Here is a 17202-nt window from a genome sequence, read left to right as displayed (position 1 = left end):
GAGGTAGTCATATGAAAAAAAGGTATTGGTTTATTGGAATCGGGGTGGCCGTCATTGCCGCACTTATGACGAAAAAAGCTTTAGATGAACGTAGCTTATCTGCAGAAAACGCGTTAGAATACACAAAACGTGCTTTCTCAGCTAAAGGTCATGTCCAAGGGGCATGGATTTCTGCATCACCTGAGATTTACACATATGATGGTCGTGAATACGACGTCTACAAAGGTGGAATCTCGGTTCTTGAGAACGACGAAGAAAAAACGTACGAGTTCACAGTCGACTCTGAGACTGGCGCTTTACTCGAATATGCATGACAAAAAAACCGACGAATCATTCGTCGGTTTTTTGTTTAGTTCTAGTGAAAGAGTGGAAAATTGAAAATGGTAGTTTTCAATTTAAAAAAGGAGTGATCTCGCGTGAAAAAGCTAATCGGTGAAGCAAGTGAACTCGTAACACAAATGGTAGAAGGTATGGTCCATGCCCATCCTGAATTGTATGGTCGTGTCGACGATGTCAATGTCATCTGTCGGGCCAGTGGAGCTAAGTCTGGAAAAGTAGGACTCGTCTCTGGTGGTGGTAGTGGTCACGAGCCGGCACACGCCGGATATGTCGGGGACGGTATGCTCGATGCCGCAGTTTGCGGGGAAGTATTTACATCCCCTACTCCGGACATGGTGCTCGAAGGAATCAAAGCGGCCGATGGCGGAAACGGCGTCCTGTTGATTGTGAAAAACTATTCGGGGGATGTAATGAACTTCGAACTTGCCGCGGAACTGGCCGAAGGGGACGGCATCAAAGTCGACCACGTCGTTGTCGCGGATGATGTCGCCATTTCGAATAAAGAAGATCGTCGAGGCGTTGCTGGGACTGTCTTCGTTCATAAAATCGCGGGCGCTGCTGCGGCAAGCGGGAAATCACTCGAAGAAGTCAAAGCAATTGCTGAAAAAGTAGCCTCTCATGTTCGTTCGATGGGAATGGCTGTAGAACCTTGTTATATGCCAGTTAGCGCCAAGCCCGGTTTCGACTTGAACGAGGAAGAGATGGAGATTGGGATTGGAATTCACGGGGAGCGTGGTGTCGAACGTAAACCGACGAGCGATGTCGACCAAATCGTCGATGATTTACTCAGTCATTTGAAAAAAGAAGTCGAACCTGGCGAAGTCGCTGTCATGGTGAACGGGATGGGCGGAACTCCACTATCTGAGTTATACGTGACGTATCACTTCGTTGCAGAAAAACTTGAAGCCGCTGGATATACTTTGAAACGAAAATACGTCGGCAACTATATGACGTCACTTGAGATGCATGGTTTCTCGATTACATTATTACCGCTCGATGATGAGATGACGTCCTATTTAGATGCCCCATCTGCGGCACTTGGATTTAAAATTTGATGAATGGGGTGTTTGGTTTATGTTGACGATTGAACGGATGAAGCAGGCGTTACGCGACACACAAATTGGAATCGAAGAACAAAAAGACACGTTGACAGATTTAGACCGGGCTATCGGTGACGGCGATCATGGGATCAATATGTCTCGTGGGTTCGAGGCTGTCTCTTCCATTCTAGACGAAGATTATGACTCTCTCGGAGTGATAAGTAAAAAAGTTGGTATGACGCTTATGTCGAAAGTAGGTGGCGCTGCCGGACCGCTGTATGGTTCCGCTTTTGTAAAGATGGCTACCAAGTTCGGAGATGCGACTGAAGCTGATTTCAACTTGCTCATAGAAGCACTCCAAGAAGGTTCGAATTCAATTAAAGCACGAGGAAAGTCTGAGGTCGGTCAAAAAACGATGGTTGATGTTTGGGATCCATTCCTTGAGCATGTAAAGCAAGGGAACGACTACAAACAGCAATTAGACGAACTCGTACAAAAAACAGAAGATATGGTGGCAACAAAAGGCAGAGCCTCATATTTTGGCGAAAATTCACGGGGGACGGTCGACCCTGGCGCCCTCTCAAGTTCAATCCTGTTAGCCGCCATCATGAAGGAGGTCGATTGACATCGTTGAACTGATTATCGTCTCACACAGCTCTAAAATTGCGGAAGGTATTCAAGATCTCATGAAGGAGATGGCGCCGGTTGTCCCTATTCATTTAGCCGGAGGTCTCGAGGACGGGGCAATCGGAACGGACGTCAACCGCATTTTGACAGCACTGAACGAAGTCAAAGGAGAAGCACTTCTCCTCAGTGATATCGGCTCGGCTACGATGAATGCTGAACTCGCAATCGACATGTACGAAGGAGACAAAGAAGTCGCATTTTTCGACGGTCCGATTGTCGAGAGCGCCTTCATCGCATCCGTCTCCTCAGGAAACGACATGTCATTGTCTGACATCGTAGAACAATTGAAACAACAGTAAACATAAAAGCACCCCGTTCATGAGAACGGGGTGCTTTTATGTGTTAACGTGGGTTGTCATTCTTTTCATATACAGGATTCATATATGGACTAGTTGAATAGAAACGTGGTACGACCAAGAACAAAATAAGTGCTGGAATCGCAATCAATAGAAGCAATACCAATACTGGCAACCAGTAGACAATTTGTTGACCGAGCATGTCGATGTTCGTATCTGCGAATTCAGCTGCTCCTTCAACTTCTACGAGGTCTGCTGATGAAAGGATTTTGTTGTCTGTCGCATCAAAGTAATGATACTCCGTTTTACGAGTGATGAAGATGCCATCACGAATCGTATCGAGTTCTACGACAGCCGCAATCACTTCATTCCCATTTGAATGGCGAAGTGTCTCTTCTTTGATGATTTCAGCCGTTCCTTCTTTATAGTCGTAATGCGTCGCTTTCAAATCCTCTTCGAGTGCGTCCAAGAACGCTTCATTCGCTGAGGTATTCATTGGTGCGATTGTTAGAATGAAGATTACTGCAAGCAGGCTTGCCCATGCTTTTTTCAACATCCCCATGTTCCCCCTTCTCTTATTCCAGTTTAGCGTCATTCTTATTGTACCAAGAAGAAAGAAAAAAGTGTGAAGAAAATACTATTAAAATAAGAAAAAAGCGTGTCAATTTTTCGGACGAAAGACGGCTTCCATACGATAGATAGGTTGACCGAGCGCGCTGAAACGCTCTTCATACTCTGTTCGAATATTATCTTCTGGTTCACTCACGTGTAAATCAAGTGAAATATCTGTGAAGAACATTCCGTATTGGCTCATGCTTTGAAGCGAATATTCAAACAGTCCACGGTTGTCCGTCTTAAAATGAATCTCTCCTGCTTTCGGAAGAATCGCCTCATATGTCGCTAAAAACGTCTTATACGTTAAGCGACGTTTCGCATGGCGCGTTTTTGGCCATGGATCCGAGAAGTTTAAGTATACGCGATCGACTTCGCCCGCTTCAAAATAGTCGGTGAGATGCTTCGCATCGACCGTCAAAACTCTCACGTTCGGCATCGGTGATTCGACTAATTTTTGAACGATTGAGACGGCTACACTCTCAAATAATTCAATTGCGATGAAGTTCACATCCGGATGTTGGCTTGCCATCCCTAAAATGAATTGTCCTTTGCCTGAACCAACTTCAATAAAGAGAGGGTGGTCATTCCCGAACTCGGTTTCCCACTTTCCTTTCAGCTGATCAGGGTGTTGAATAAATACGTGTTCTTGGGCTTCCATATATTCTTTTGCCCAAGGCTTATGTCGTAAACGCATGAAAATCCTACCTTTCGTTCATCAAATGTTCAAGTTTAATGGGGGGATGCACGTTTCGAACGAGCAGTCCTCTTGCGATTATACACGAAATCATAGTTTAATGAACGTGAATCATCCTTCACAAGGAGGTTATATAAGATGAGTACATTAGATCAATTCCTAATTTTTTACGCAGCTCCACTCACGTTTTTCGCTGGTGTCATCGCAACGTTCGTTTGGGCTTTCTTCATGAATCCAGACGACATTTAACACATTCAAAAAGGGGTGGCGCTCAGCCATCCCTTTTAGTTAATTCGCTCATACGCCTCGTCCATCAACTCACGTAACACATGAAAGCCTTCTGTTCGCGCAGAATCGTTCTCTTCCCCATAAATCGTCAAAATCGTTTGGGCGATCGCATACCAATGCATACGATTATGAAGCTTGTTCGAGACACATACTCCATAATGCGAAAACCAACGCCCCCATTCCGTTTCATCGACATAACTGTAGACAACCATCGCCAAATCAAACGCGCGGTCCGCGATGATGGCATCATCCCAATCTGTTAGGTAGAGAAGACCGCTCTCATCTTCAATCCAATTATTATGGTTTAAGTCGGAATGACACACGACGAACTCTTGCTCATCGACTTTTGGCAAATGGTGCTTTAACCATTGTACAGCCTCTCCAATCGTCGGGTCCGTCTCATCTTGTTCATATGCTTCACACTGACGGAGCAATAAGTGCGGCGTCACTGGTGTGTGATTTAATTGTTGTAACATGAATAATAGCTCTTTCGAATCATGAATCTTTCCGAGCTGTGCCGCGACATCTGGTCGCTTCATATCGTCTGGCGAAAGTTCACGACCTTCAATAAACTGTTGGGCACTTAACACATCCCCGTTAAACATTCGTTTTGTCCAAAGAAGTTTTGGAACAATTCCTTCTGCTGAAAGAATCGCCAAGAACGGAGAAGAATTCCGTTTCACAAAAATCTTCTGTTGGCGCGTCGTCGCTACATACGCTTCTCCGGTAATTCCTCCGGCTGAAGCGACTGTCCACTCTTTACCGAGCGCACCGACTATATCTGAATACATATTCATCACGCTCAAATCTTACTTGAAATTTAAGAGATACAATCAACATCTTAACACGCGAGAATCGTCATTGACAACGACTCGACTTGAATGTGTGACGGGTTTCTTTCGATCGGGACGAGGCTTGCCGTTTCACCCTGAACGTAGACGTTCCATTTCGCATCGCTTTCGAATGACAGTTTTTCGAACGTTCCATTAATATATACGCGTACCCGCTGCCACGCATCATACGAGTGGCTCGCCGTCAGTTCATAAATAATGACGCCAGGCGGCGACGGTAAGAATGTGAAATGGTCGATGACTTCCTGACGTGAATCGTAACGGAAGCACGTATGCAGTCGTCGCAGCTTCAGGAGCGTCTTCACATACTCGATTTCGTTGACTCGTGTATCACGTAAATCCCAATCAAAGTGATTGATATGGTCCGGTGAGTTATAGCTATTTTCTACACCTTGCTTCGTACGTCCGAATTCTTGACCAGCGTGAATAAACGGAATCCCTTGAGACGTGATGACCACCGCATTAGCCAAACGTTGCATGGCGAGGCGAGTCGCTTCATCGATTTCTTCGCATGACAATTTCAATTTATCAAAAATCGTGTAATTATCATGGGCTTCGGCATAGTTGATGGAGTATGTCGGGCTCGGAAAGCGTCCGACCGTCACGTTCGGAATATGGACGGCACCGGTGAGACATTCGCGTAGCTCCCACTCCCTCCACTCATTTCCAGAAATAAATCCACGTTCCCGGTCATTGAAAGTCGAACCTTTCAGCGCATCTCGAATCATGTCATTAAAATGTCCAACTCGGGGCATCTGAGCGGCATTTTGTGATGTTGCCTTTAATGACTGACCGAGCGGTGTGGCCAAGTCCCATCCTTCTCCATAAACAAGGATGGATGGATCGATTTTATCGAGAGCTGCCCGCACCTGATTCATCGTCTCCACATCATGAATACCCATCAAGTCAAAGCGGAATCCATCGACTTGATACGTTGTCGCGAAATAGGTCACGAAGTCCACAATCATCCGTCGCATCATATAGCGTTCCGAGGCCGTGTCATTTCCGACGCCGGTCCCATTTGCAACTGTGCCATCATGCTCGTATCTAAAATAATAATACGGAACGAGCGCTTCTAGCGGGGACTGTTCACGAATGTATATGTGATTCATCACGACGTCTGTGACGACACGTAGACCCGCTTGATGGAGGTCAGAAACGAGTGTCGCATACTCGAATACACGACTCATCGGTACATCCGGTCTCGAAGCATAACTTCCTTCTAAACTGAACCAATGAATCGGGTCGTATCCCCAATTGTACGGCATACGCGTCGCTTCATCGACGCTTCCAAAATCATGGACGGGTAACAACTGAACATGGGTCACACCGAGTTCTTTCAGATAGTCGAGTCCGGCACTATGATTCCCTTTTGTCCGAACTCCTTGTTCCGTAACCCCTCCATATAGACCTTTCAGTTGACTCTTCGATGAAGGATGGCTAGTGAAATCTCGGATATGCAATTCATAAATGACCGCATCCGTCGCTTTCCATAACGGTGGACGGGACACCCTTTCGACTTGTTCACGGACGAATTGGGCCACGTCCGACAACACCCCATACTCTCCGTTCAAACTGACAGCTCTTGCATAAGGATCAACGACTTCCCTTGTATCGACCGGTGTCTTCACTTCTAAACGATACAGCATTCCTTCGAATTCTTTCGGCACTTCCCCATTCCACTCGCCACGGGAGCCGCGATTCATACGAAACCGTTCCATTTCACGATGGTTTGTGTCGTCATGGATTGTAATCCACATAGAGAGGGCGACAGGCGACCACACCACCACTTCTATCCCATTCGGCGCAAACGACACACCGAGAGGACCGTCATATGAAAATCGACGTTCGAATTCTTCCGAACGAACGACTTCTCGAGGGATAATGACCATCGTTTTTTGTCCCGGATGAAACACTGTATACATCATATCTAGAGCTATTGGTTCATTTAGACGAAGAATTTGTTCGACCCTCCCCGACTCCGTCACATGTTGGTGCTCGACTAAGTAATCGATGGGGCGTCCATTTTGCTCAATTTGTACTGGAACGGATTCATATTCGCGCAAAATCTCAAGTTGTATTGTCTCAAATGATACGAAAGACGCACTCTCGATGCTTACATGCGAGGCGGTCTTTTGATCTGGTGTATGATGCATATGCTTCCCTTCCTCTCAATCACTGATCCATAAATTGGCGAAACGGCATCTTGGCTGTCACCTCTAATAAGGTAGCGACATCCCGAATTTGCTGCGCTTTAACAATCGGCGCGCGCCCGTTCACTTGTTTCATCCATTCTGTATACTCATTCCGTCCCACATAATGTGTCGATCGAACGTTTGGAACGTTATCGAAGTACCCATCTGTCGCAACGACGACTTTGTGCAATACCCCCGCATAGTTCGGTAAAATCTGTCGAACAAGTTCTTCCGTTCTTGTCAATGCGATGAGCGGGTTCACTACACGAGTATTTTCCCCTTTCAACGGTTGATGAACCCATGTCTTCTCTTTTGATATGTGATAGATACTTCGGTCTCCTTCGAGCCATTCCACGACATAGAGATGCGTTGGGCCAACGATGATATGACTTAATTCTACGCTCGCACCGCTCCATTCGATGACTGGGCGATACAAGAAGAAGTGTCGTTCATTCCACTCGGAGCGCATCATCCGATAGGCAAAGTCTCGAGTAAATGCCAAATGCGGCAAATCAGCTTCGAGTACACCTTCACAGGCAAATTGAAGTTTTTGAATGTGTCGTCGTTCCCGTAACATCTTTTGATATTGTGAATCAGAGAGCGGTTTTGGCTCCAATTCGATTCGCTCTGTCTTCGCCCAAAATTTCCACCATGGTCGGTCGATTTCGAGCACTTCGACCGGGCTTAGGCGATTGTTCTCATGAAGGCGCTGTAGACGTGCCGTATCGGAGTCCACATACTCCAGATAGCGATTATATTGGTCTAATACATCACGTTCATATTTTGAAATTACGTCAAAAACTTTAACCGGGATTGCCATATGTCCTCCTCTGGCCGTCTTAACGGAAATACTTCTATTGCCCGATAGGCAGGTGTATGATGCGGCTGTACTTCATACAGAATCACTTCTTCTACAGATTCAGTCACTTGAAACTCGGGTGATACGTAGGGAACGCGTTCCCCGGCATCCCATTTTTTTGCGAGCGTCACATGAGGGACAAACGCCTTTCGATCCAATCTTGGGATCACGTCGACAAGTTCTTGACGGAGTGCGTGCGCCAACCGCTGAAGGGGCTCCGAATCATCCGGCACGATTGTCAGAACGCGTGGACGATCTGGTCTACCAAAATGATCGATGGAACGAAACGTCAACGTGAACGGTAGCGTATCTTCACAGATTTTACGTGTGATTTCCTTCACTTCATCCAGTTCTTCTCCGTCTACGTATCCTAAAAATTGAATCGTCATATGAAATTCGTCCGGTCGATAAATACGCCGATACGAATAATAAGGCAAAATAGCACGCTGTACATTAATTAGTTCGGTCGCCTCAATGGGAATCGCAATAAAATAATGCGTACTCATCTTGATCATCCTTTCGTAGCGCGACGTGACATCCCAATCCAAATCAATGCCCCGAGTGCCGTAACGATCGTATACATCCAAAACACTCCTAAAATGTCATCGAGTTCAATAATTTTACCACTCAACATATTAAATCCTGCCGTGGCAAGTCCTGATGTCAATGCCATGTATACTCCGATTGCCGTCGAGGAAACTTGCCGGTCGACGAGCGTCCGAACGAACTGAAGCGCGACCGGAATTAAAAGCCCGACGACGAGACCTTGCGCGATGGCGAGGAGCCATACGACCCAAATCGGTGGTTCTAAAGCGAGTATCCCGTTCCGCACAGCCGAGATGATGGCTGCACCAACCAACACACTGACACTTCCGTAACGTTCCATAAGCTGAGAAGCCACTTTCATGAACGGGATCTCAAACAGCACCGCAACGAGGAATAATGTTCCGACTAACGTCGTCGAACCCCCACTACTTGTCACATACAGCCCAAAGTAATAGTTGTTCGCATAGATTGGTCCGAAAACGAGCATCCCACCAAGTAAGAAAAACACAAAATACTTGTTCCACACGGCCGTCCATGAGACGGGGGCCAAGGTCACGTCACGAACCGAGCGTTTCTCCGGAATCATTCGGACGAAGACACTTCCGATGAGGAGAAGAATCGCACTTAAGACGAACGTACTAGCTAGTCCCCATGTCGTGTCAGAAATTCGACCCATAGCAAATACAGCGATAGCGAAACCGGCCGACCCATATAGACGAATCGCACCATAATCGACTTTTGAGCGCGTCGTATAATCGAGCGTCATCATGTCCACGAGTGGAATATGGGCACATTGGAACACCGACCAAATCACCATGAGCACGATAATCCAAACGTATGAGGTCGCAACTAAAAAGGTGAACGAAATAAGGGCGGCACTTACCATCGCGAGAATGAGCCAAGCCCGAACCCGACCTGTACGATCGGTCAACATGCCCCAAAGCGGTTGTACCCCGATCGAGAGAATCGGTAAGATAGCGACGATGATTCCGACCTGACTCGGTGTCAGTCCAAATTTAGTTTGCGAAAAATACAAGGTCATGTAAGGGATTAACGCCCCTTGTGCGAAGAAAATCGCGACGTACACTGACTGAAACAATCTTTTTTGCGAATCCAATGATAACTTCCTTCCTAAAGGACAGAGAGCCGACTATACCAGCCAGCTCTCCTTGTTTCTTATTTAGCGAGCTCGTAAATGGCTTCAGCGTAGATGGCTGCAGCACGTAATAAATCTTCTATCTCCATATATTCATCGACCTGATGTGCCACATCTTTAGCGCCTGGGAATAATGCTCCGAACGCGACCCCGGCTTCGAGTGAACGAGCGTACGTTCCGCCTCCGATTGCCATCAAATTCGCATGCTCACCCGTTTGACGCTCGTACACGCCTGCCAATGTCTTCACGAGTGGATGATCTTCTGCGACATGATGCGGTGGCATATGTTGTCGCGTCTTCAACTCGAACCCAAGAGACAAGGCGATTTCGCGAAGGTTTTGTAAACGTTCTTCGAATTTCGCCGTATATGGATAGCGAATGTTGACCGTTGCTGTGCGTTCTTCTTCACTGTAGCGGAACACGCCTCCGTTGATTGTCAAATCGCCCGTCTCATCGCTCGCTTCAATCCCGAGAGAAATGCCACGCGAGTCTGCGAATACATGACGAACGAGTTCGATGTAGCGCTCCCCTTGAATGTCGAGCGGAAGGTGCAATAAAAATCCGGCAAGGACGTAAGCGGCATTGATCCCGTTATCCGGCTCCATCGCATGCGCTGCTTTCCCCTTCATCGTGAACGTATAGGTTCCACGGTCGTAGATACACGTCCCATCTGCTTCATACTTCGCTAAATAAGCTTCGAATTTCTCTTCAAGTACCTCGTCTGTCTTCAATTCAGCTTTCGCAAAGTCCGGGACCATATTCGGCCGCTCCCCACTTGAGAACGAAATAAGATGATATGCAGATTCTGATACGCGCTGAATCGGAAGTTGCGTCAATACGCCGTCATACAATCCTTTCTCCGCATTGATAATCGGGAAGTCAGCATCTGGTGCGAAACCGTACGATGGCATCTGTTCTTGCTTGAAGTATTCACGAACGCAGCGCCACTCACTTTCCTCATCACAACCTGCAATTAAGCGGACTCGCTTAGAGAGCGGTAAACCGAGTTCTTTGACGATGCGTAAACCGTAATAAGCGGCCATCGATGGCCCTTTATCATCATTGCTTCCACGGGCAACAATTTTTCCGTCTGTGATCGTCGGATTGAATGCACCATACGTCCATCCTTCACCTGCAGGAACCACATCAAGATGACACAAGATCCCGACGATTTCCTCGCCATCTCCATACTCTAAATGTCCTGCGAACCCGCCGACATCCTTCGTTCTGAATCCGTCACGCTCACCCATATCAAACATGTAATCGAGTGCCTTTCGAACCTCTGGTCCAAACGGCATGTTCGGTGCGGCTTTCGATTCATCGAGCACACTAGGGATTTGTAATAATCCTTTTAAATCTTCCAAAAATGCATCTTTACGATTGTCGACTTCTTGTCTCCAATTCATGTTCATCTCCCCTTTTGCGAATGTTCTCTCCCTTACTAGTATATCCAAATGTATGAAAGACGAACATTCATTTAGAAAAGTTTTTTTCGTTCGTGTTTAACCTTATTTTTAATCTAAAATAACATTCTTCATTCGACATTTACGTTCATAATCAAATATTTACAATCAAATTGTTCGTTCTTTCTACTTGCATTTTCCCACGAGAGCGGTATACTAAAGGTGTAATTTTAGAAAATAACAATTTTATATTTCATTTTGTCGTCTGTAGGTATGGTTTAACATTATTCTACACATTGGGAGGTTATCCAATGAAAGGCTCAACAGATCGGATGTTAACACGCATCAAGTCCATTTATTTGTTCATCAATGAAAGGGAATCCGTTACCACTTCAGAACTAGTAGAAGAGTTCGGCATCACGTCCCGTACGGTGCAACGTGATTTGAACGTGCTTGAGTACAATAACCTTGTGAAGAGTCCTAGCCGGGGAACGTGGACGTCGTCTAAACGTACACTCAAGACGGCAAATTGAAAAAGTATATGTAGATTCAAGAGACCTGGCATTCAGGTCTCTTTTTTATGAAAAAGAGAATCCGTCCCATCGGACAGATTCTCTCTCACCTCTTTAATTATTAATTATTGAAGAAACAATTGAACTTCTTCTTCCGTCAACTCACGATATGCCCCGAGTTCAAGCGTTTCATCGAGTTCTAGCGCGCCGATTTGAACACGCTCCAATCGCTCGACATGTTTGCCGACCGCTGCGACCATTCGTTTCACTTGGTGATATTTCCCCTCAGACAATGTAAGACGGATGACAGAGCGACGTTCGCTCCGGCTCAGAATCTCGAGACGAGCCGGCTTTGTCGTATACCCATCCTCTAACTCAACGCCGTTCGCAAACGTCTTGATGTCCTCTGCCGTCATCTCTCCATCGACTTCAGCGATATACACCTTGTCGACGTGCTTGCGAGGTGACATGAGCGCATGATTGAATGCACCATCGTTTGTGATGAGGAGAAGCCCTGTCGTATCTTTATCGAGACGTCCGACCGGGAAGAGGTCATAATGGGCATACTCCGGATCAATCAAGTCGATGACTGTCGTCTCGACTCGATCTTCCGTTGCGCTGACGACTCCTTCCGACTTGTTCATCATGAAATAGATATATGGACGATATTCGACCACTTCCCCAAGCACCGTGACTTTCTCAGATGTTGGGTCGACGTGCCGTTTGGCATCTTTCACAGGTGCATTATCTACTCTTACCGCACCTTGTTTCAATAGAATCTTTACATCTTTTCGTGAACCGTATCCCATGTTCGCTAACAACTTATCAATTCGCATTACTTTTTCCTCCGATATTCAAAGCGTTTCCCTAATAATTTCCCTGCGAGATGGCTTCTCCAGCCGAGATAACCGTATACGAGGATCCCGATGGTCACTCCAACGACAGTCGCAAAGATGTCGTTCCCCCAACTCGCTTCTTCATTCAAGGTGATAAGAAGTGACAGATACACAGCCGCAAACATCGCCGCCCCCATCAAGAACATCAAGATGGTCCGACGGAGCAATTGCTTATACGGGAAGTGAAGAGAGCGCTGAATCATCCATACCATGAGCACGATTGCCACAATGTATCCAGCAATCGTCGCATAACCTGCACCGATGCCACCAAGCCAATAGACGAACGGCACGTTCAGAGCAAGTTTTGCCAACAGACCCATCGATGTAGCAAAAATGGTGAAATATTGACGATTGATTCCCTGCAAAATCGCAGCCGCGACCGAATAATAGGCCAAGAAGAAAGCACTCGGTGCATAGTGGAACAAATACACCCATCCTTCACGGTCACCCGGGAACAACGTACCAAACAATGGCTCCGCAAGGGCGACGAGACCGATGACAGCAGGAATCGTCACGAAGAACGACACTTGGAAAATATGGTTCACTTGATTTCGTACTTTTTGCATATCTCCTGTCGTGAATGAGCGGGTCACGAGTGGAATCGTCGCCATCGAGACACTCGCTGCCACAGATACAGGAATCAAGACAATTTTATGCGCGTTTCCGGTCAAGAATCCATAAGCCGACGTCGCTTCCGAAACCGTCGCACCTGAGCTGAGTAACGTATTGACCATCGTCAGCTGATCAATCAATTGATAGAGAGGGGTCGATACCCCGACCATCACGATTGGAATGGAGTAGCTGAGCAATTCGAGCAACAGCGACTTCATCGAACGGACGGGTGTGCCCGCCGGATTCTCTGTCTGGCGATGAATGTCTTTTCGCCGTTTCCAATACATGATGAGCACGGCAAAACTACCAATTGCCCCGATGAACGCACTGAACGTCGCAATCGTGACCGCAATGACTTTTAATCCGTTCAGTTCAGTCGTTTCGACCGACTGCGTCCCACCGAGAGCATTGGCAATCGGACGAATGAATTCAGAGTCTGCAAAGACGAATAAGACGAGCATCGTTCCACTAAGTAGGAACAAGATGCGCACGATTTGTTCAACGACCTGTGAAATTGCCGTCGGCGCCATGTCTTGATGACCCTGGAAATAACCACGCACCATACTCATTGCCGGGATGAGCAGTAACGCAAAACTGACGCTTCGCGTCACGAGTGTGAGCGACTCAATGTACTGCTGATTGTTTTCTGAATTTCGAACCATCAGCTCGGATAACCATGGTGCCGCAAAAAAGAGTAATAAAAAAGCGACGACACCGGTCGCAAGCATCAGCTTCATTCCTTGACGGAACAATCGTTGACTTGTCCCGTACTCTCCTAACGCATTATATTTGGCGATAAATTTTGAGACAGCAACGGGAATACCTGCCGTCGATATCGAGATCATGATTGCGTAATACGTATATGCCGCTTGATATAACGTCACTCCGGCTATCCCGACCATCGCTTGGAACGGGAACGTGTACAACAGTCCTAGCATTCGGGAAGTCAAGTTTCCCGCCGATAAAAGAAGCGTTCCTTTGACGAAGGAGGCTCTTCCGGAATCTTGTTTGGCGCTTGATGACATGAGGCACCTCCATCTATAAAATCAACTATTCAAATGAGTTCGGTTTTACAAAACAACCGCTTCTCATTATACTCTTACTGTTACGGATAATAAAGTTACGATAATTTTACTAATCATATAGATGAAGAAATGAGGAGATTACCTATGAAAGATGTCATCGTCATCGGTGGAGGCCCGAGCGGTCTCATGGCAACGTATGCAGCGGCGAAAAGTGGTGCTTCGACCTTGTTGATCGATAAAGGATCCAAGCTCGGTCGAAAATTGGCCATATCAGGTGGAGGACGCTGTAACGTCACGAACCGAAAACCAATCGATGAATTGATTCAATTCATTCCAGGGAATGGTCGCTTTTTATATAGCGCCCTCGCCCAGTTCGACAATCAATCCATCATCGACCTGTTCACAGGATTCGGCATTCCGCTGAAAGAGGAAGACAATGGGCGCATGTTCCCTGTGACGGATAAAGCACAGGATGTCGTCAACACGTTACTTCGGGCGATTGAAGACCTCGGTGTCGAGATTCGAAAAAAAGCCGAAGTCAAAACACTGCATTTTAATGAAGAAAATAAGTTTTACGCTGTCGAATTGATGGATGGCGAGATGCTTGAAGCAAAAGCATGTGTCGTCGCGGTCGGCGGACAGTCCGTCCCACACACCGGTTCGACCGGGGACGGTTATCCATGGGCACAAAAGGCCGGTCATACAATCACCGAACTTTTCCCGACAGAGGTGCCAATCAAATTGAACGATTCGTTCATCGGAACGAAACAACTTCAAGGCTTATCGTTACGTGACGTCGCGTTGACGGTACACGGTAAAAAAGGGAAGGCCATCAAGACGCACCAGGGCGACATGATTTTTACCCATTTTGGAATTTCAGGTCCAATCGCTCTCCGTTGTAGCCAATACACGATCAAAGAACGAAAGCGTAGCAAAGAACAAGTCGTTCTCCTTTCAATTGACTTCTTCCCTGACACGTCACGAGATGAGCTCGTCCACGAGCTATGGAATCAAGTTCAGAACCAACCGAAGCGTGCCGTTAAAAACGTGTGGAAAGGCTACATCCCCGAGCGACTACTTGACTTGTTGCTAGAAGAGCTCACATTTGGCGAAGAAGACGCGAGTCAGTTGAAGAAGCAATCCGTCATCGACTTCGCATCGCGTTTGAAACTGTTCGAGATGCATGCCATCGGTACGCTTGACTTTGATAAGGCGTTTGTCACAGGTGGTGGCGTATCGGTCAAAGAAGTTGCGCCACAGACGATGATGTCGAAGAAGGCACCGGGTCTCTTCTTCGCAGGAGAAGTACTCGACATCCATGGATATACGGGTGGCTACAATATCACGGCCGCTTTCACGACAGGTCATTGCGCCGGATCGCACGCAGCCGAACTGGCTACAGAGCGGTAAGAGTATAAGTTCGTTGTGCGACGAGCCCCCTTAAAAACAACCAAAAGGCTTGATCCCTGAACGAGACAGGGTCAAGCCTTTTAATTGTTTTCAACTTAATTTTCCAATTTCATCACATCTCGATACTTGTACTCTTCTAGAATTTCATGACCTTCTTTGAATGTCCATTCGGGAATCGATAGCTCTGGGTGCGACGTCAAATAGTCATGGAGCACATCCTTCCCTAGAATATAGTTACTCCAACGCGGAATGTCTTTTTGACTATTACCTACTACAAAATCAGTAAAGGATGTTTCATAATCATTCACTTGACTCGCGATGTGTTCCATGGTCGCATCATCTAATTGCACATGCCATGGGGGAGAAACCCCTTTGACAATCCGATCAGCAAATGCGTCCGCTTTCCCTTCGATGATGATAGACTCAAGAATCGAACTAAGATTGTATTCGTTTTGATCACGAAGAATTAGATGATGATACTCGTGAGCCGTCGAATAGGCTAGAACATCTTTGTCAAAATCTGTATCGAGAAACAAGATGAAGGCGTCTTTGTATGCTGCTGCGCCTACACCTTTCATCGGTTCAATATCATAGAAGAATTCAGGATTATACGGGGCAATAAACACCGTACTCTTCTCTTTAGGAAGGATTTGATTTGAATCTGCGTAAGTAGTTCTAATAATCTCTTTAATCTCGTCATGCTGCTCCATTAATGTGTCCAACTGCTTCAACAATTGTTGCTTATGAGGAGTCGGTTTTAGATTAAAATTAGTTTTTAATATGGATGTATCGATCTTTTCTTTCTCTCCGACTTCACCTATGTAATCCAATACATATTTTTTGAAGTTTTGTTTGTTCTCCTCCGAATCGGTTGTTTCAAGGGATGCGTTCAAATATTGCTGGTACTGGGTGTAGAGTGGCACGATTGTCAATTCGTTCTCTTCGTTAATTTTTATCGTTTCCATTGAAACGTCAGGCTCTGACCGTTTAGATTCTAGCGACTTTTCATCATCACTACATGCTGTTAATAGAAGTGCTAAACTACAACATAGAATACCGAATAACTTTTTCAGTTGAATGACCTCCATCTCAATAATCAATTCTCTCAATCATTTACTTATGTTAAATTATACCACAAATTACTCTAATCACCATTTTTATACGCTCCAATATCATGATGTCGCTAGGACTTTCACATCTTCAATCACAACAAAACGGCTCAAGCCTTTTCTGATGAAAGACTCAAGCCGTTTGTGATTATTCTTTCCCTGCGAGTTGACGACGCACTTCTTTTTCGAGCTCTGGCTCCGGCGGCATCCATCCTTCAGGTTTCATGACTTTATTGTCCGACTCGCGTAAAATCGGCTTCCCGTCCGGTCCAAGTTTCGCCATATTGGCGCGCTGGACGATTTCAAACAATGGGACGGGATCAAGCCCGAGTTCAACGAAACTTCCCATGACAAAATACAACGCGTCCGTTAATGCATCCCCTTGACCGACGAGACGTTCCACATCATCTGACGGTGGTGCGTCTTGTAACGATTTTTGAACGGCCTTTTGGAATCCTACTTGGAATTGCTCGATGGCTTGTAAGAACTCCTCTTCCGATTGCGACGATTGATGCAAAAACTCGACGACCGCTTCCTCTGCCGTCCACACCGACCGTTTCGTCGCGCGATCAAGCGTCAACGGTTGCGGAGATTCCGCTCCCGGATGTCCGAATGTTTCGTGGAATTGCTTCACTTCTTCAAAAAAATAACGTTTACTCATCTATAGTT

General features: G+C 46.3%; 19 protein-coding genes. 7 read left to right on the top strand and 12 right to left on the bottom strand.

Features of this window, described 5'->3' with window-relative positions; translation table 11 throughout:
* Nucleotides 1–11 precede the first annotated feature (11 nt).
* The 4 genes from KNO96_RS09735 to dhaM all read left to right on the top strand — a co-directional run bounded on the left by KNO96_RS09735 (nucleotide 12) and on the right by dhaM (nucleotide 2365).
* The gene (locus KNO96_RS09735; protein WP_012726763.1) at nucleotides 12–314 is read left to right on the top strand and encodes a PepSY domain-containing protein; all 303 of its coding nucleotides are present in this window, start codon (nucleotides 12–14) and stop codon (nucleotides 312–314) included.
* A 102-nt stretch (nucleotides 315–416) separates the two neighbouring features.
* A complete protein-coding gene (gene dhaK / locus KNO96_RS09730; protein WP_026825563.1) occupies nucleotides 417–1394 on the top strand; it encodes a dihydroxyacetone kinase subunit DhaK in 978 nt (325 codons plus the stop codon).
* Between the two features lie 19 nt (nucleotides 1395–1413).
* Nucleotides 1414–2004: a dihydroxyacetone kinase subunit DhaL gene (gene dhaL / locus KNO96_RS09725; RefSeq protein ID WP_214703490.1), complete on the top strand. Its 591-nt coding sequence runs from the start codon at nucleotides 1414–1416 to the stop codon at nucleotides 2002–2004.
* Nucleotides 2000–2365 carry a dihydroxyacetone kinase phosphoryl donor subunit DhaM gene (gene dhaM, locus KNO96_RS09720; RefSeq protein ID WP_353047902.1) on the top strand — a complete coding sequence of 122 codons (366 nt, stop codon included), beginning with the start codon at nucleotides 2000–2002 and terminating at the stop codon, nucleotides 2363–2365. The genes dhaL and dhaM overlap by 5 nt, the downstream gene beginning before the upstream one ends.
* A 43-nt stretch (nucleotides 2366–2408) precedes the next feature.
* Here the strand turns inward: dhaM and KNO96_RS09715 are convergent, their stop codons facing one another.
* Nucleotides 2409–2918, bottom strand: coding sequence for a hypothetical protein (locus KNO96_RS09715; protein ID WP_235181832.1), 510 nt, complete (start codon nucleotides 2916–2918; stop codon nucleotides 2409–2411).
* A 105-nt stretch (nucleotides 2919–3023) separates the two neighbouring features.
* Nucleotides 3024–3671, bottom strand: coding sequence for a tRNA (guanosine(46)-N7)-methyltransferase TrmB (gene trmB / locus KNO96_RS09710; protein ID WP_026825559.1), 648 nt, complete (start codon nucleotides 3669–3671; stop codon nucleotides 3024–3026).
* Between the two features lie 138 nt (nucleotides 3672–3809).
* On the opposite strand from trmB, the gene KNO96_RS14505 reads away from it, so the two are divergent.
* Complete coding sequence (locus tag KNO96_RS14505; RefSeq protein ID WP_407636718.1) at nucleotides 3810–3920, top strand: cytochrome bd oxidase small subunit CydS; 111 nt, start codon at nucleotides 3810–3812, stop codon at nucleotides 3918–3920.
* A 35-nt stretch (nucleotides 3921–3955) separates the two neighbouring features.
* Here the strand turns inward: KNO96_RS14505 and KNO96_RS09705 are convergent, their stop codons facing one another.
* The 6 genes from KNO96_RS09705 to pepV are packed head-to-tail and all read right to left on the bottom strand — an operon-like array spanning nucleotide 3956 to nucleotide 10972.
* Nucleotides 3956–4756 (bottom strand): phosphotransferase family protein, encoded by an 801-nt coding sequence (locus tag KNO96_RS09705; protein WP_251125090.1) that lies wholly within the window; start codon nucleotides 4754–4756, stop codon nucleotides 3956–3958.
* A 44-nt stretch (nucleotides 4757–4800) separates the two neighbouring features.
* A complete protein-coding gene (gene pulA, locus KNO96_RS09700; RefSeq protein WP_214703489.1) occupies nucleotides 4801–6966 on the bottom strand; it encodes a type I pullulanase in 2166 nt (721 codons plus the stop codon).
* Between the two features lie 19 nt (nucleotides 6967–6985).
* Nucleotides 6986–7825: an NERD domain-containing protein gene (locus KNO96_RS09695; RefSeq protein ID WP_214703488.1), complete on the bottom strand. Its 840-nt coding sequence runs from the start codon at nucleotides 7823–7825 to the stop codon at nucleotides 6986–6988.
* Nucleotides 7795–8370: an RNA 2',3'-cyclic phosphodiesterase gene (gene thpR / locus KNO96_RS09690; RefSeq protein WP_214703487.1), complete on the bottom strand. Its 576-nt coding sequence runs from the start codon at nucleotides 8368–8370 to the stop codon at nucleotides 7795–7797. The genes KNO96_RS09695 and thpR overlap by 31 nt, the downstream gene beginning before the upstream one ends.
* Nucleotides 8371–8375: 5 nt before the next feature.
* Nucleotides 8376–9527, bottom strand: coding sequence for an MFS transporter (locus KNO96_RS09685; RefSeq protein ID WP_214699253.1), 1152 nt, complete (start codon nucleotides 9525–9527; stop codon nucleotides 8376–8378).
* A gap of 59 nt (nucleotides 9528–9586) precedes the next feature.
* Entirely contained in the window at nucleotides 9587–10972 is a 1386-nt protein-coding gene (pepV, locus tag KNO96_RS09680) for a dipeptidase PepV (RefSeq protein ID WP_214703486.1), read from the bottom strand.
* A 308-nt stretch (nucleotides 10973–11280) separates the two neighbouring features.
* Here pepV and KNO96_RS09675 point away from each other — a divergent pair, with 308 nt between their 5' ends.
* Complete coding sequence (locus KNO96_RS09675; RefSeq protein WP_026825552.1) at nucleotides 11281–11502, top strand: DeoR family transcriptional regulator; 222 nt, start codon at nucleotides 11281–11283, stop codon at nucleotides 11500–11502.
* 104 nt (nucleotides 11503–11606) lie between these two features.
* On the opposite strand, the gene KNO96_RS09670 is transcribed toward KNO96_RS09675, so the two are convergent.
* Both KNO96_RS09670 and KNO96_RS09665 read right to left on the bottom strand, forming a co-directional pair.
* Nucleotides 11607–12317 carry a pseudouridine synthase gene (locus KNO96_RS09670; RefSeq protein ID WP_214703485.1) on the bottom strand — a complete coding sequence of 237 codons (711 nt, stop codon included), beginning with the start codon at nucleotides 12315–12317 and terminating at the stop codon, nucleotides 11607–11609.
* A complete protein-coding gene (locus KNO96_RS09665; protein ID WP_214703484.1) occupies nucleotides 12317–14014 on the bottom strand; it encodes a putative polysaccharide biosynthesis protein in 1698 nt (565 codons plus the stop codon). Before KNO96_RS09665 ends, KNO96_RS09670 begins: the two co-directional genes overlap by 1 nt.
* Before the next feature lie 144 nt (nucleotides 14015–14158).
* Here KNO96_RS09665 and KNO96_RS09660 point away from each other — a divergent pair, with 144 nt between their 5' ends.
* Complete coding sequence (locus tag KNO96_RS09660; protein WP_214703483.1) at nucleotides 14159–15424, top strand: BaiN/RdsA family NAD(P)/FAD-dependent oxidoreductase; 1266 nt, start codon at nucleotides 14159–14161, stop codon at nucleotides 15422–15424.
* Nucleotides 15425–15519: 95 nt separating this feature from the next.
* On the opposite strand, the gene KNO96_RS09655 is transcribed toward KNO96_RS09660, so the two are convergent.
* Together KNO96_RS09655 and KNO96_RS09650 are read right to left on the bottom strand one after the other, a co-directional pair.
* On the bottom strand, nucleotides 15520–16533 hold the full coding sequence (locus KNO96_RS09655) for a DUF2268 domain-containing putative Zn-dependent protease (protein ID WP_251125091.1): 1014 nt from the start codon (nucleotides 16531–16533) through the stop codon (nucleotides 15520–15522).
* A 148-nt stretch (nucleotides 16534–16681) separates the two neighbouring features.
* Nucleotides 16682–17194, bottom strand: coding sequence for a pyrophosphohydrolase domain-containing protein (locus tag KNO96_RS09650; protein WP_214703482.1), 513 nt, complete (start codon nucleotides 17192–17194; stop codon nucleotides 16682–16684).
* Between the last annotated feature and the right edge of the window lie 8 nt (nucleotides 17195–17202).

The sequence above is a fragment of the Exiguobacterium sp. s89 genome (genome assembly GCF_018617735.1).
In the GTDB taxonomy this organism is placed as follows: Bacteria; Bacillota; Bacilli; order Exiguobacteriales; family Exiguobacteriaceae; genus Exiguobacterium; species Exiguobacterium marinum.
This window is presented reverse-complemented; position numbering and strand designations above follow the sequence as displayed.